This is a genomic window from Pseudomonas sp. VS40, assembly GCF_018587885.1.
GTDB lineage: Bacteria > Pseudomonadota > Gammaproteobacteria > Pseudomonadales > Pseudomonadaceae > Aquipseudomonas > Aquipseudomonas pergaminensis.
In genome coordinates this window covers 36,178-49,872 of the sequence record NZ_JAGYWD010000002.1, presented here as the reverse complement: position 1 = coordinate 49,872, position 13,695 = coordinate 36,178, and the positions used below count along the sequence as shown (strand labels likewise).

10 protein-coding genes and 2 pseudogenes are annotated in these 13,695 nt (G+C 62.8%); 8 read left to right on the top strand and 4 right to left on the bottom strand.

Going from position 1 to position 13,695, the window contains the following annotated elements:
• Positions 1–17 precede the first annotated feature (17 nt).
• Positions 18–740, top strand: a complete 723-nt coding sequence (locus KHP07_RS05310; protein WP_214496727.1) for a FadR/GntR family transcriptional regulator — start codon at positions 18–20, stop codon at positions 738–740.
• A gap of 155 nt (positions 741–895) precedes the next feature.
• On the opposite strand, the gene KHP07_RS05305 is transcribed toward KHP07_RS05310, so the two are convergent.
• Positions 896–3,022 carry a TonB-dependent siderophore receptor gene (locus KHP07_RS05305; RefSeq protein WP_214496726.1) on the bottom strand — a complete coding sequence of 709 codons (2,127 nt, stop codon included), beginning with the start codon at positions 3,020–3,022 and terminating at the stop codon, positions 896–898.
• Positions 3,023–3,195: 173 nt separating this feature from the next.
• On the opposite strand from KHP07_RS05305, the gene KHP07_RS05300 reads away from it, so the two are divergent.
• Positions 3,196–3,885 carry an SOS response-associated peptidase gene (locus KHP07_RS05300; protein WP_214496725.1) on the top strand — a complete coding sequence of 230 codons (690 nt, stop codon included), beginning with the start codon at positions 3,196–3,198 and terminating at the stop codon, positions 3,883–3,885.
• Here KHP07_RS05300 and KHP07_RS05295 read toward each other — a convergent pair.
• Positions 3,876–4,967 carry an NADH:flavin oxidoreductase/NADH oxidase gene (locus tag KHP07_RS05295; protein ID WP_078049100.1) on the bottom strand — a complete coding sequence of 364 codons (1,092 nt, stop codon included), beginning with the start codon at positions 4,965–4,967 and terminating at the stop codon, positions 3,876–3,878. The genes KHP07_RS05300 and KHP07_RS05295 overlap by 10 nt on opposite strands.
• 78 nt (positions 4,968–5,045) lie before the next feature.
• Here KHP07_RS05295 and KHP07_RS05290 point away from each other — a divergent pair, with 78 nt between their 5' ends.
• Positions 5,046–5,357, top strand: a complete 312-nt coding sequence (locus tag KHP07_RS05290) for an ArsR/SmtB family transcription factor (RefSeq protein WP_099491881.1) — start codon at positions 5,046–5,048, stop codon at positions 5,355–5,357.
• Positions 5,358–5,365: 8 nt separating this feature from the next.
• On the opposite strand, the gene KHP07_RS05285 is transcribed toward KHP07_RS05290, so the two are convergent.
• Positions 5,366–5,824 (bottom strand): metallophosphoesterase family protein, encoded by a 459-nt coding sequence (locus KHP07_RS05285; RefSeq protein WP_099491882.1) that lies wholly within the window; start codon positions 5,822–5,824, stop codon positions 5,366–5,368.
• A 170-nt stretch (positions 5,825–5,994) separates the two neighbouring features.
• On the opposite strand from KHP07_RS05285, the gene KHP07_RS05280 reads away from it, so the two are divergent.
• From KHP07_RS05280 to KHP07_RS05265, 5 genes and pseudogenes are all read left to right on the top strand, one after another.
• Complete coding sequence (locus tag KHP07_RS05280; RefSeq protein ID WP_010211227.1) at positions 5,995–6,885, top strand: bestrophin family protein; 891 nt, start codon at positions 5,995–5,997, stop codon at positions 6,883–6,885.
• A gap of 145 nt (positions 6,886–7,030) precedes the next feature.
• Positions 7,031–8,110, top strand: a pseudogene (locus tag KHP07_RS29820) (cache domain-containing protein); the annotation flags it as partial.
• Positions 8,111–8,431: 321 nt separating this feature from the next.
• Positions 8,432–8,974: pseudogene (locus KHP07_RS29815) on the top strand (methyl-accepting chemotaxis protein); the annotation flags it as partial.
• 347 nt (positions 8,975–9,321) lie between these two features.
• Entirely contained in the window at positions 9,322–11,730 is a 2,409-nt protein-coding gene (locus KHP07_RS05270; protein ID WP_214496723.1) for a glucose/quinate/shikimate family membrane-bound PQQ-dependent dehydrogenase, read from the top strand.
• A gap of 55 nt (positions 11,731–11,785) precedes the next feature.
• The gene (locus KHP07_RS05265; protein WP_214496722.1) at positions 11,786–13,051 is read left to right on the top strand and encodes a carbohydrate porin; all 1,266 of its coding nucleotides are present in this window, start codon (positions 11,786–11,788) and stop codon (positions 13,049–13,051) included.
• 6 nt (positions 13,052–13,057) lie between these two features.
• Here KHP07_RS05265 and rpiB read toward each other — a convergent pair whose 3' ends face one another.
• Positions 13,058–13,543 (bottom strand): ribose 5-phosphate isomerase B, encoded by a 486-nt coding sequence (gene rpiB / locus KHP07_RS05260; protein WP_100490347.1) that lies wholly within the window; start codon positions 13,541–13,543, stop codon positions 13,058–13,060.
• Between the last annotated feature and the right edge of the window lie 152 nt (positions 13,544–13,695).

Genomic DNA, 13,695 nt, shown 5'->3' with positions numbered 1-13,695 from the left:
AGAGCCTCCCCGTAGTCATGGATCACCAGCCGCCCAAGCCGCGCAAGAGCCAGCATGCCCAGATCGTTCAGGACTTGGGCATGCACATCGTTTCCGGTCGCTTCAAGCCTGAAGAACGGCTGCCCATGGAGGCCACGCTCTGCGAGGAGTACCAGGTCAGCCGTTCGGTGTTGCGTGAAGCCACGCGGGTGCTCAGCGCCAAGGGCCTGGTGTATTCCAAGCCACGGGTGGGCGCGGTGGTGCGGCCTCGGTTGAAATGGCACCTGCTCGACCCGGACGTGCTGTCCTGGTTGATGCAGTCCACGCCCCACAGCGAATTCTTCAACACCCTGGCCGGGGTGCGGCGCATCCTCGAACCGGAGATCGCCGCCATGGCCGCGACCACCGCCACCAATGAAGACATCGCGACCATCGAACAAGCCTACCTTGGCATGGAAACCGCGCAGACCCACGAACAGCTGCTACAGGCCGACCTGGACTTCCACCGCGCCATTGCCGACGCCACCCGCAACGACCTGCTGGCCTACATGTGCAACATGCTGTCGCTGCCGTTGCGTGAGTCGATCAACATCACTAACCGCCGCCCGGACATCCAGGGCCTGAGCCTGCCCCGGCACAAAGCGATCCTCACCGCAATCCAGAACCGCGACGCCCTGGGCGCGCGGCACGCGTCGCTGGTGCAATTGGATGACACGCGGGTGGCGCTGGATACGGTGATGAATGTGCTCACGCCGCTCTGAGCGCCAGGCCAAAACCACGCGCTATCAGGTAAACACCGATTCAAAAACGTGGGAGCGGGCTTGCTCGCGAATGCAGGGTGTCAGTCACTGAATGTATTGGCTGACACACCGCATTCGCGAACAAGCCCGCTCCCACAGGTTTACCTGAGTACGCCTTATAGGGTGTAGGCGATCCCGACCTGAACGGTGCGGGGTTCGCCTGGGTAGGCATACACGTTGCCGAACGCTCCCTCTTCATACTCGCGATTGAACAGGTTTTTCACGTCCAGGTTCAGCCGTACCTTGTCGTTGACCTTGTAGTAGCTGAGCAGGTCGACCACGGTGTAGGCGTCCATCGAGAATGCCGTGTTGGACGTCTGCCCGGCGCGCTCATCCACGTATTTAGCGCCGGCCCCCAAGCCGAGGCCTTTCAGCGTGCCGTCCTGGAATTCATAGACGTTGAGCAAGCTGAAGCTGTTGCGCGGGATGTTCAGCAAGCGCGTGCCAGTGCGCAGGGTGTTGTCCTTGGTGACTTCGGCGTCGACGTAGGCATACCCACCGATCACGCGCCACTCAGGGGTGATGTTGCCTGCCACATTCAGGTCCAATCCGCGGCTGCGTACCTGGCCGGCGGCGACGCTGAAGGTGGAGTCCAGGGGGTCGGTGGTGAGCACGTTTTTCTTCTCGATCTGGTAGATCGCTGCGTCGACGCTCAACTGGCGATCGAGGGCTTCCCACTTGATACCCATCTCATAGGACTTGCCTTTCTCCGGCTCAAAACCGCCGCCCTGGCGGCTGGCACCGGTGTTGGGCTTGAACGAGCGCGCGGCGTCGGCGTACACCGCGACGGTGTCGGTGAGGTCGTAAATCACGCCAACGCGGGGGGTGACTGCATTGTCGCTGGCTTCCCAGCTTTTACCGCCTGGTACGTAAGTGTGGTAGTCGTGCTCAAAGCGTTCGAAGCGTGCGCCGGCCAGGACTTTGAGGCGTTCGGTGAGGGCCACCTGGTCCTGGACGAACGCGGCGTAGGTCTTGAGGTTTTCCTTGTCATGGGTCGGCGTGCGCGTGAGCGCCGGGCGCGCCTGGCCGTAGACCGGGTTGAAGATGTCGATGGCATAAGCGCCCACCGCGCCGCTGGAGCGCTGGATGATCGACTTGTAATCGTAGTCTTCGAACTCGACGCCGGTGAGCAGGGTGTGATCGAAGCCGGCCGTGGAAAAATGCCCGGTGAGGTTGAGCTGGGTGTCTTTGTCGGTCCACTCCAGCTTGCGGTAGTTGAAGTTGCGACCCAGGGTGCGGCCGTCAGCAGCCAGGCCGTTGGCTTCGATGGCGTTGCCTTGCAGGGTGCCGTCCAGCCATTGGAAACCGCCGCCCAGGGTCCAGTTGTCATTGAGCAGGTGTTCGAAACGCAGCTGGGCCATGCTGTTGTCATTGTGCAATTTGCCGACGTCTTTCTCGCCCCAGAAGGTGTCGCGCGACGGCGTACCCTTTTGATTCGGGTAACGTGTCAGGCCACGGTCCAGCGGGTGATTGTTGCGCATGAAATCACCTTCGAAGATCACCTTGGTGGCATCGGTGGCTTGCCAGGTGATGACCGGGGTCACGCCGTAGCGTTCGGTTTCCACATGATCACGGAAGGTGTCGCCGCCCTCGCCCACCACGTTCAGGCGATAGGCCAGGCGGCCCTGTTCGTCCAAAGGGCCCGATGCGTCGAGTGTGGCGCGCTGCATGCCCTGGTCATCCAGCTGGCTGCCGAGGGTCACGGTCGGCTCGGCCAATGGCTGCTTGGACACCACGTTGAAGGTACCGCCAGGATCGCCCCGGCCATAGAGCATGGTTGCCGGGCCGCGCAGGACTTCCAGACGTTCAATGGTGTTGGCGTCGGGCATGTTCGGATAGCCGCGGTTGATCGGGAAACCATTGCGGTAGAACTCGCCCGTGGTAAAGCCGCGCACAGTGAAGGTGGTGAGCCCTTGCCCGCCGAAGTTGTTGGCACGGCCAACGCCGCCGGCATAGTCCAGGGCGTCTTGCAGGCGGGTGGCGCCGATATCCTCGACCACCGCCTTGGACACCACACTGATGGACTGCGGGGTTTCGTGGATCGAGGTGTCGGTGCGCGTCGCACTGGCCGAGCGGGTGGCGTGGTAGCCCTGCACCGGTCCCTGGGCGGTTTCATAATCGGCAGTGCCGGTGATGCTGGTGGCTTGCAGCTCGATCGTGGCTCTTTCAACCGGCTCGAGCTGCGCCCAGCTCAAAGGGGAAAACGCTTGAAGCACACACACGGAAACCAGGGTACGACGCATGAGATGAACCTAGTGAAAGAGCCAGATGGAGCGGCATATCTGCCAATTTTTGTGCGGCGCAGGGTATACCAACTTTCACACCATTGATATGCATTCTCATTTGTCATGTTCAAATTTGTGCAAGCGTGCGCACGGTGGCGGCTAAGCTCAGGGTTCAGCCGGAGGATCCAGCCATGTGCGGACGACTTTCGCAGTACCGCGGCATTCATGATTTTGTGGCGGCCTTGAGCATGCCCAATGCCCTCGCCGATTCGGCGGGCGATCAGGCCCGCTACAACGTCGCGCCCTCCACCCTGGTGAAGCTGCTGCATCTGGACAACGAGGTGCTGCACGCCGACCGCGTGCGCTGGGGCTGGCGGCCGCATTGGGCCAAGGACCGAGCAGCGCCGATCAACGCCCGCGCCGAAAAAGTCGCCCACGGTGCGTTCTTCCGGGCGATCTGGCCACACCGTGCGATAACGCCGGTGGACAACTGGTTTGAATGGGTGGATGAAGGCGGCCCGAAAAAGCAGCCTTACCTGATACGGCGAAGGGACGGCGCGCCCGTGCTGTGCGCCGCCATCGGCCAGCTACCCGACGCCGATGAAGGCGCGGGCGAGCACGATGGGTTTGTGATCATCACCGCCGACAGCGCCGGCGGCATGGTCGACATCCACGACCGCCGGCCGGTGGTGCTCAACCCGACACTGGCGCGTGAATGGCTGGACCCGGCGACAACCAAGGGCCGGGCCGAGCAGATGGTGCTGTTCCAGGGAGAACCTTGCGATGTGTTCGAATGGTTCAGGGTGGACACGGCGGTAGGCAATACGCGCAATGATGGGCCCGGTTTGCTTGAGCCCGTCGGCGATCAACCTCAGCGATAACGTTCCAACCAATGCGCGTAAGGCGCAGGCAAGGTCCACGACGACTTCTCAACCCCCAGTTCCTTGGCTGCAAAGTACGCCCAATGCGGGTCTGCCAGGTGTGCACGGCCCACCGATACCAGGTCCAGATGCCCGGCCTGCAACGCGCCTTCGGCCAGTTGCGGGGTGCCAAAGCCCCAGGCCGAAGTCACCGGGATACCGGCTTCACGACGCACACGCTCAGCAATCGGCCCCATGAATGCCGGGCCCCACGGGATGTTGGTGTCAGGGATGGTGAACCCGACGCTGACGCTCAGCAGGTCCAGGCCACCGGCTTTGAAACGACGGGCCAGTTCGATGGATTCGGTGAGGGTCTGCTCGTCGCGGCCATCGTATTCGATCACGCCGAAACGCGCGGTGAGCGGCAGGTTTTCCGGCCAAACTTCACGCACGGCGGCCAGGGTTTCCAGGAGGAAACGGCTGCGGTTGTCGAAGCTGCCACCGTAGGCGTCGGTGCGCTGGTTGGAGTGTTCGGAGAAGAAGCTCTGGCCCAGGTAACCGTGGGCGAAGTGCAGCTCGATCCATTCAAAACCGGCGTCGCGGGCACGGCGGGCAGCGTCGACGAAGTCCTGGCGCACCCGGGCGATGTCGTCCAGTGTCATCGCGCGCGGCACCTGCGGCAGGTTGGCACCGAAGGCGATGGCCGAGGGGGCGATGGTTTCCCAGCTGCGGGCATCGGAGGCGGCGATATGGTCGTCACCTTCCCACGGGCGGTTGGCGCTGGCCTTGCGACCGGCGTGGCCGATCTGGATGCCCGGCACCGAGCCGGCAGCCTTGATAGCCTTGACCATCGGCACGAAGGCCTCGGCGTGAGCATCGCTCCAGAGGCCGGCGCAGCCAGGGGTGATGCGGCCTTCCGGCGCGACGGCGGTGGCTTCGACCACCACCAGACCGGCACCGCCACGGGCCATGCTGGCCAGGTGCACCAGGTGCCAGTCGTTGACGATGCCATCTTCGGCCATGTACTGGCACATCGGCGGGATAGCGATGCGATTGCGCAGGGTGACGTCTTTGAGGGTGAACGGTTCGAACAAAGCGGACATGGAGAACTCCAGGAGCGAGTGAGTGATTCGATAGTTCGATGGTAATCGAACTATGGTATTCAACGATACCCCCCTGTTATGATTCATTTCATGCGAGCCTTTAAACACCCTCCCCTTGAAGACCTGACCCTCGAACGCCTGCTGTACGCGTTGAGTGATCCGGTGCGCCTCGACATCGTACGCTGCCTGGCGGGTGTGCCCGAGGCCACCTGTGGCGAACTGGACGGCGGACGGCCCAAGTCGAGCATGTCCCATCACTTTCGCGTGTTGCGTGACGCCGGGCTGGTGCACACCCGCAGCGTGGGGACCACTCATCTGAATTCGTTGCGTGCCGAGGTGCTTGAGCAACGGTTCCCAGGCTTGCTGCACTGCATTCTGGCGCAGCGGTAACACCCGGATCAGTCCAGTAACGCTATCAGGCGTGGATCGATGGACGCCTCCAACACCTCCAGCACGGCCAACGTCACCGGCAACTTGAAGCGCCGTCGCCCTGCACTGCCGGGGTTTACATACAGCGTTGCGCCACGCCACTCGATCAGGGGCTTGTGCGAATGGCCAGTGATCACCAACCGCGTGTTTGCATCGAGCAATGCGGGGGCGTGGGCGATGTCATGCACCAGCAACGCCTGCCAGCCATTCACGTCGATGTTCAGATGATCGGGCACATGTGCCGCCCACGCCGAGTCCTGGTCATTGTTGCCGCGCACTGCCTGAAGCGGCGCGATGCGCGCCAATTGTTCGAGAATCTCAGGGCTGCCGATATCGCCGGCATGGATGATCAGCTCGCACCCCTGCAAGGCCTCGACCGCTTCAGGGCGCAGCAGGCCGTGGGTGTCGGAAATAACGCCAACCTTCATTCGTGCTCCTCGCCTGCAGGGTTGCAGCCAAAGACCCTAACATGACGCCCCCCGTCCCAATCAACAGAAGCGAGCGCGACTTAAACGTTTCAGGCAGCCACCGAACCTTTCCCCTCAAACCGGCGTCCGAGTAAGGCACTGTCGCTTACTGCTCACCCCGAGGTTCTCGTTTGAAAGCCGCCATCATCAAAAAGTACCGCCTGATCATCAAGACCATGGGCTACGTGGGCTGGGCGCTGTTCTGGCTGTTGTTGTGGGACGTCGCCGTCACCGTGGACTTCATGCTGTTCCTCACCTACAAAATCAATCTGCCGCTGATGCCCCTGACCCTGCTGGGTTCGGCGCTGGTGGTGCTGATCAGTTTTCGTAACAGCAGCGCCTACAACCGCTGGTGGGAAGCCCGTACCCTGTGGGGCGCGATGGTCAACAACTCGCGCAGTTTTGCGCGCCAGGTGCTGACCCTGCTGGACGATCCCGACGACGAAGTGAACCCGGTCAAGGCCACCCTGCTGCGTCGCCATGTGGCCTATGTGAATTGCCTGGCCGCGCACCTCAAGGGCCAACCGTGCCCCGAAGAAGTCCGCGCGTTTATCCCCGGCGATGAGTTTGCGCGTAACGGCGCCACCAACAACTTTGCCAACGATATCCTCACCGGTTCAGCAGCATTGCTGGCACGGGAGTACAAGGTCGGTCACCTCGACAGCATTCGCCTGGCACGGCTGGAGTCGACCCTGGTGGATTTGTCCAACGCCCAGGGCGGCATGGAACGGATTGCCAACACCCCGCTGCCCTACCCCTACGTGTATTTCCCGCGCCTGTTTATCTCGCTGTTCTGCCTGATCGTACCGGTGGGCCTGGTGGAGTCCCTGGGTTGGTTCACCCCGCTGGCCTCGACGGTGGTGGGCTTCATGCTGCTGGCCATCGAGCGCATCGGCACCGACCTGCAAAGCCCGTTCAACTCCAGCGAACACCAGATCCAGATGGACACCATCTGCGAAACCATCGAGAAAAACCTGCAGTCGATGCAGCGTGATGCGCTGGGTGGCGAGCGCATCGGTTAAACCCTCCCTTCGGCCTCAAGTGCGTGCTCCCTCAGTCGATATACAGGGAGTACGCATGGGCCACACCCCTCTCATAACAACACATGCGACGCTCGACGCTACTGTTTTCTCCTTGCCAAAATTATAAATACCCGCGGGTGAAGTCATGAATATCAAGCAAAAGCTGACCTGGGCATTTGCGGCCATCGCGTGCGTGCCGGTTATCCTGGTGGCCGTGCTGGTCGTGTTGAATCTGCGCGAGGGGGCCCAGGCCAATTTCCTCGACAGCAGTGGCCGCGAGATCCGCCAGATCGACAATGGCATGAAGCAGTTCTTCGATGGCATCAGCCAAAACGTCGACTATGTGGCCAAGGACCCACGCGTTGTCGCGGCCAAGGACCTCAAGAGCTACGCCGGCGCCGACGCCGCACAAATCCCTCTCACGCCGACCAACACGGCGCTGCTAGAGATTTTCGACCAGTTCGCCAAAAGTCATCCGAGCACCGCCTACCTGTCCCTGGGCTTGAAGGACGGCGGCTACGCCAGTTGGCCCGACGATACCAAACTGACCAATTACGACCCGCGCGTCCGCCCCTGGTACCAGGCGGCCATCGCCGCGCCGGGTAAAACCGTGCGCACCGGCGCCTACTATTGGGCGCCGGACGATGTGACGCTGATCGGCACCGTACACACCGTCGCCGACGCCACCGGGAATATCCTCGGCGTGGTCGGCCTGGACGTGTCGCTCAAGCAACTCACCGAACTGGTGCGCAACATCAAGCTGGGCGACAGCGGCTACCTGATGCTGGTGGAAGGCAACGGCAACGTGCTGGTCGACCCCAGCGATGCCAAGCACAACTTCAAGCCCCTGGCCGACCTGGGCCCCAACTACGCCGAACTGGCCAAGCGCGGCGACGGCGTAAGCCAGATCGACATCGATGGCGTGGCCTACATGGCCAACATGGTCAGCTCCAAAGACCTCGGCTGGCGCTTTATCGGCCTGATCAAGCGCGACGAAGTGATGGCCGGCGCCACCCGCCTCACCTGGTTGATCGCGGCCATTGCAGCAGTGTTGGCCCTGGTATTCGCGATTGTCGGCGCCAGCTTTGCCAGCGTCATCGTGCGCCCGATCCGCGGCGTGGCCGACGGCCTGCAAGAAATCGCCGAAGGTGAAGGCGACCTGACGCGCCAGCTCAAGGTGCAAGGCAAGGACGAAACCGCCAGCCTGGCCGGTTGGTTCAACCAGTTCCTGAGCATGATCGCCCAGTTGGTGCAGCGCATCGGCAACGCCTCGTCCGACCTGCAGACCGCCGCCGCCGACACCAGCGAAGTGGCCCACAACATGAACCAGGCTGCCGGCCGCCAGCGCGAAGCCGTGGAACTGGTGAGCACCGCGTTCAACGAAATGGTGGCCACCGCCAACGAAGTCGCACGCTCCTGCAGCGCCGCCGCCACCAGTGCCGACGAAGGCTACCGCGACGTGCACGACGGCCAGCAGCACATCGGTGAGGCCACCGGCAGCGTGCTCAAGCTCAGCGAAGACCTGCAACGCTCCACCCAGACCATGCAGCAACTGGAGCAGGACAGTAAAAACATCAACACCATCCTCGACACCATCCGCTCGATTGCCGAGCAGACCAACCTGTTGGCGCTCAACGCGGCGATCGAGGCCGCGCGCGCCGGGGACCAGGGCCGAGGCTTTGCGGTGGTCGCCGACGAAGTCCGTGCCCTCGCCCGCCGCACTGCGGACTCCACCGGCGAGATCGACAGCCTGCTCGGCAACCTCGCCCGCCGCACCCAGGAAGTGACCCAGCAGATGCAAGGCAGCCTGTTGGTGTCTCACACCAGCGTGGAACGTATCCAACAGGCCCGCGACAGCTTCGACAAGATCCGCGGCTCGGTGGACTCGATCCGCGACCAGAACACCCAGATCGCCACCGCCGCCGAAGAACAACACCAGGTGGCCGAAGAGATCAACCGGCACATCGCGCAGATCCATGCCGATGCACAACTGGTGGAAGGCTTCGCTCACTCGGCGCAGACCGGATCAGGGCGACTGACGGATATTTCGGGTCAGCTCAAGGGGTTGGTGGGGCGGTTCAAGTTCTAACAGGCCGGCGAGCGCGCAGAGCAACAACTTACGGCCAGCGGGCTTGCTGTAGTGAGCGGGCTTGCCCCGCGCTGGGCTGCGAAGCAGCTCCCTATAAGGCCACCGAGTTAATCCAGGTAGATCTCGGTGTCCGGATTGGGGGCTTCTTCGCAGCCCAGCGCGGGGCAAGCCCGCTCACTACACGTTGCGTGCACCTTATAAGTATCACGTCAGATCCTGGGCGACATTTAGCCACACGCCATCATCGCAGCACCTGTAATAGTCTATTGCAGGACTCTAATGTACTAACCAGTTACTTATCTTGCTAAAATCGCGTCTTTGCCCTCTCACATTCGAGTCCTTTCGACATGAAACGAGCATCGCGCGCCGCTGGCGCCTCTAGATTATTACTGCTGGGCCTGGGCGTGATCATCGCCCTGCTCGGCGTTGCGCTGGCCATTGGCGGCGTCAAACTGGTCAGCCTGGGAGGTTCCTGGTACTTCCTGATCGGCGGCGCGGTCATGGCGATTGCCGGGCTGTTGATTGCCGCTCGCAAGCCGGCGGGTGCCTGGCTGTTCGCGGCCTTCCTGGTCGGCACGGCCATCTGGGCGGTGGCGGATGTGGGCCTGGTGTTCTGGCCCTTGTTCTCCCGCGTGTTCATGTTCGCGGCCATCGGCATGGTGGTGGCACTGGTTTACCCATTGCTCGTCAATCGGCCTGCACGCGGCGCCTATGCCGTGGCGGCGGTATTGGCGGTGGGCGTGGCAGTGGCGGCAGGCAATATGTTCGTCGCTCACCCAAGCGTCGCACCGACCGGTGCCGGCCCTGGCATCACGCCGGTGGCTGCAGCGGATGCGCAGAAAGACTGGGCGCACTACGGCAACACCGAAGGTGGCAGCCGCTTTGCCGCGCTGGACCAGATCAACCGTGACACGGTCAACAAGCTCAAAGTGGCCTGGACCTATCACACCGGTGATGTAGCCATCAGCGACGGCAACGGTGCCGAAGACCAACTGACGCCCCTGCAGATCGGCAACAAAGTGTTCATCTGCACGCCGCACAACAACCTGATCGCCCTGGACGCCGACACCGGCAAAGAGCTGTGGAAGAACGAGGTCAACGCCAAATCGGCGGTGTGGCAGCGTTGCCGTGGCATGGCCTACTTCGACGCCACCGCGCCAGTTGCCCAGCCGACCCAGCCCAACAGCTCGCCGATCATTGCCGCCAGCGTTCCCGCCGGTGCGCAGTGCCAGCGTCGCTTGCTGACCAACACCATCGATGCACGCCTGATCGCCGTGGACGCCGACACTGGCAAGTTCTGCGAAGACTTCGGCACCCATGGCCAGGTGGACCTGAAAGCCGGCCTGGGTAACGTGCCGGACAGCTACTACCAACTGTCCTCGGCACCGCTGATGGCCGGCACCACCGTGGTGGTGGGCGGCCGCGTGGCCGACAACGTCCAGACCGACATGCCCGGCGGCGTGATCCGTGGCTTCGACGTGATCACCGGCCAGATGCGCTGGGCTTTCGACCCGGGCAACCCGGAAGACAAAAAAGCCCCGGCCGACGGCAGCACCTATGTGCGCAGCACCCCGAACAGCTGGGCGCCGATGTCCTATGACCCGCTGATGAACACCGTGTTCTTGCCAATGGGCAGCTCGTCCACCGACATCTACGGCGTGGAACGCACCCAGCTCAACCACAAATACGGCGCGTCGGTATTGGCACTGGACGCCTCCACCGGTACCGAAAAGTGGGTGTACCAGACCGTCCACAATGACCTGTGGGACTTCGACCTGCCAATGCAGCCAAGCCTGATTGACTTCACCCCGCCAGGCAGCGACAAAGCCGTGCCTGCCGTGGTGATCGGCACCAAGGCCGGGCAGATCTACGTGCTCGACCGCGCCACCGGCAAGCCGCTCACCGACGTGCAGGAAGTCCCGGTCAAGGCCGCCAACATCCCTAACGAACCCTACTCGCCCACCCAGCCAAAATCGGTCGGCATGCCACAGATCGGCGCACAGACCCTGACCGAATCGGACATGTGGGGCGCCACTCCCTACGATCAGCTGCTGTGCCGCATCGACTTCAAGGGCATGCGCTACGACGGCCTGTACACCGCGCCAGGCACCGATAAATCCCTGAGCTTCCCGGGTTCGCTGGGTGGCATGAACTGGGGCAGCATCTCCACCGACCCGGTGCACGGCTTTATCTTCGTCAACGACATGCGCCTGGGCCTGTGGATCCAGATGGTGCCGTCGCAGAACAAGGCCCAGGCCTCGTCCGGTGGCGAAGCGCTGAACACCGGCATGGGCGCCGTGCCGCTCAAGGGCACACCGTATGCCGTGAACAAGAACCGCTTCCTGTCGGTGGCCGGCATTCCGTGCCAGGCGCCACCGTTCGGCACCCTGACCGCGATCGACATGAAGACGCAAAAGGTCGCCTGGCAAGTACCGGTCGGCACCGTTGAAGACACCGGCCCCCTGGGCATCCGCATGCACCTGCCGATCAAGATCGGCCTGCCAACCCTCGGCGGCACCCTGTCGACCCAGGGCGGCCTGATCTTTATCGCCGGCACCCAGGACTTCTACCTGCGCGCCTTCAACAGCGGCAATGGTGATGAAATCTGGAAAGCCCGCCTGCCCGTCGGCAGCCAAGGCGGCCCGATGACCTACGTGTCGCCGAAAACCGGCAAACAGTACATCGTCATCACCGCGGGCGGCGCACGCCAGTCCACCGACCGCGGCGACTACGTGATCGCCTACGCCCTGCCATAACCCCCTCCAGGCGCGGTGCCCCTCGCACCGCGCCTTTTGCTTTGGAAGAACCCGCATGACCCCCTCTTCTCATCTTTCCCTTGGGCGCCTGCTGCTCGGCCTGGCCCTGGGTGCCGCGCTGCCTGTGCAAGCCGATGACACCACCCTGACCGGCGACTGGGGCGGCCTGCGCCGTGAACTCGACGAGCAAGGCATCCGTTTCACCGGCGACTACAGCGGCGAAACCGCTTACAACGCCCACGGCGGCCAGCACCGCTCGGCGCGTTACTCGCAAAACCTCAAGCTCGGTGTGCAGTTCGACCTGGGCAAGCTCTACGGCTTGCCCCATGGCGACCGCATCCAGCTCACCGTCAACGACCGTCGCGGCAACAGCGCCTCCGAGGACCTGGTGGGCAACCGCCTACCGATCCAGGAAAACTACGGCGGCCTCTATACCCGCCTCACCGAGTTGAGCTACGAACGCACGCTGTTCACCCCGGCGCTGAACATCAAGCTCGGCTACATGGCCATGGGCAATGACCTTGGCGGCCTGGACAGCGGGATTTTGTGCAACTTCATGAACGCCGGTTTCTGTGGGCACCCACTGAACATGTCCGGCGGCAGCGGCTGGACCAACTACCCCAACGCACGCCTGGGCGCACGAGTGAAATATGACTTCGCGCCGTCCTGGCAACTGCGCGTCGCCGCGTTCAACGTCGACCCGGACAGCAACGGCGACTCCAGCCGCGCCTGGCACTTGAGCCCCAAGCACACCACCGGCACCGTGGTGCCCATCGAGCTGGTGTACAAGCACGCAGGCCGCCTGCCAGGGGAATACAAACTGGGCTATTACTACGACAGCTCCGACGTCAAACGTATCGGCAGCAACAAGGAGGTCAGCGGTCGCGGCGGTCACTACCTGCTGGTCGACCAGGCGGTGTGGGCGTCCGACGCATCCGCCGGCCGCGTGCTGCATGCCTTCGGCCAATATTCGGCAGCCAGCGAAGCGGCCTCGCCGTTCAGCAAGTGGTATGGCGCGGGCGTGGTGCTGTACAAACCGTTCGAAGGCCGTCCGCGTGACACCCTGGCCCTGGGTTATGGCCGTGCCGTACCCAACCCGCGCAGCCGCGATGTGCAGGAACTGGCCGCCTTCAACGCCGGGACCGACTACCCCAACCTGAACAATGCCGAGCAGTTGATCGAACTCAGCTACGGCTACCAGGCCACCCCATGGCTGACCCTGCGCCCGGATGTGCAATACATCATCGAGCCGGGCGCGTTTTCTGGCGAGAATATCGATAACGCGCTGGTGTTGGGCCTGCAGGTCAAGGCGGTGTTCTGAAGCGGCTCAGTCGTCGCCCGACGGCAAGGCCCTGTTCGCCTGTTCGAGCGCAGTAATGCGCTCGACTTTCTTCCCGGAGCGCTCCGCTTCGAATTCCGACGCCAGAAACACTTTGACGATGCTCTTGGCCAGCTCGGGCCCGATCACCCGTGCACCAATGGACAGGATCTGCGCATCGTTGCTCTTGCGCGCGCGCTCGGCCGAATAGGTGTCATGGGCCTGGGCCGCCCGCACACCCTTGATCTTATTGGCGGAAATCGCCATGCCGATGCCAGTGCCGCAAATCAACACGCCCAGGCGCTGTTCACCCGCCCCCACCGCCGTAGCCACGGCCGCTGCAATGTCCGGGTACAGCACCGGGCTGGACGAATAGCAGCCAAAATCCTCGACCCCATGCCCGAGGCTTTCGATAAAGCCCTTGAGCATTTCCTTGAGTTCAAAGCCTGCCTCGTCGCATCCGATCGCCACCGAAAACGTCGTTTGTGCACCCATTACTGTTTCTCCGCCAGACCGATCAAATGATCACTCATTGAAAATATGCACAAACATTAGCAGGCGACAGGCAGGCGGCTGTCAAGGCTTATTTAAAGAGCCCTCCCCCTAAAAACTGCAAAACGACAGAAGCTCCCTGGTCGGACCATTGA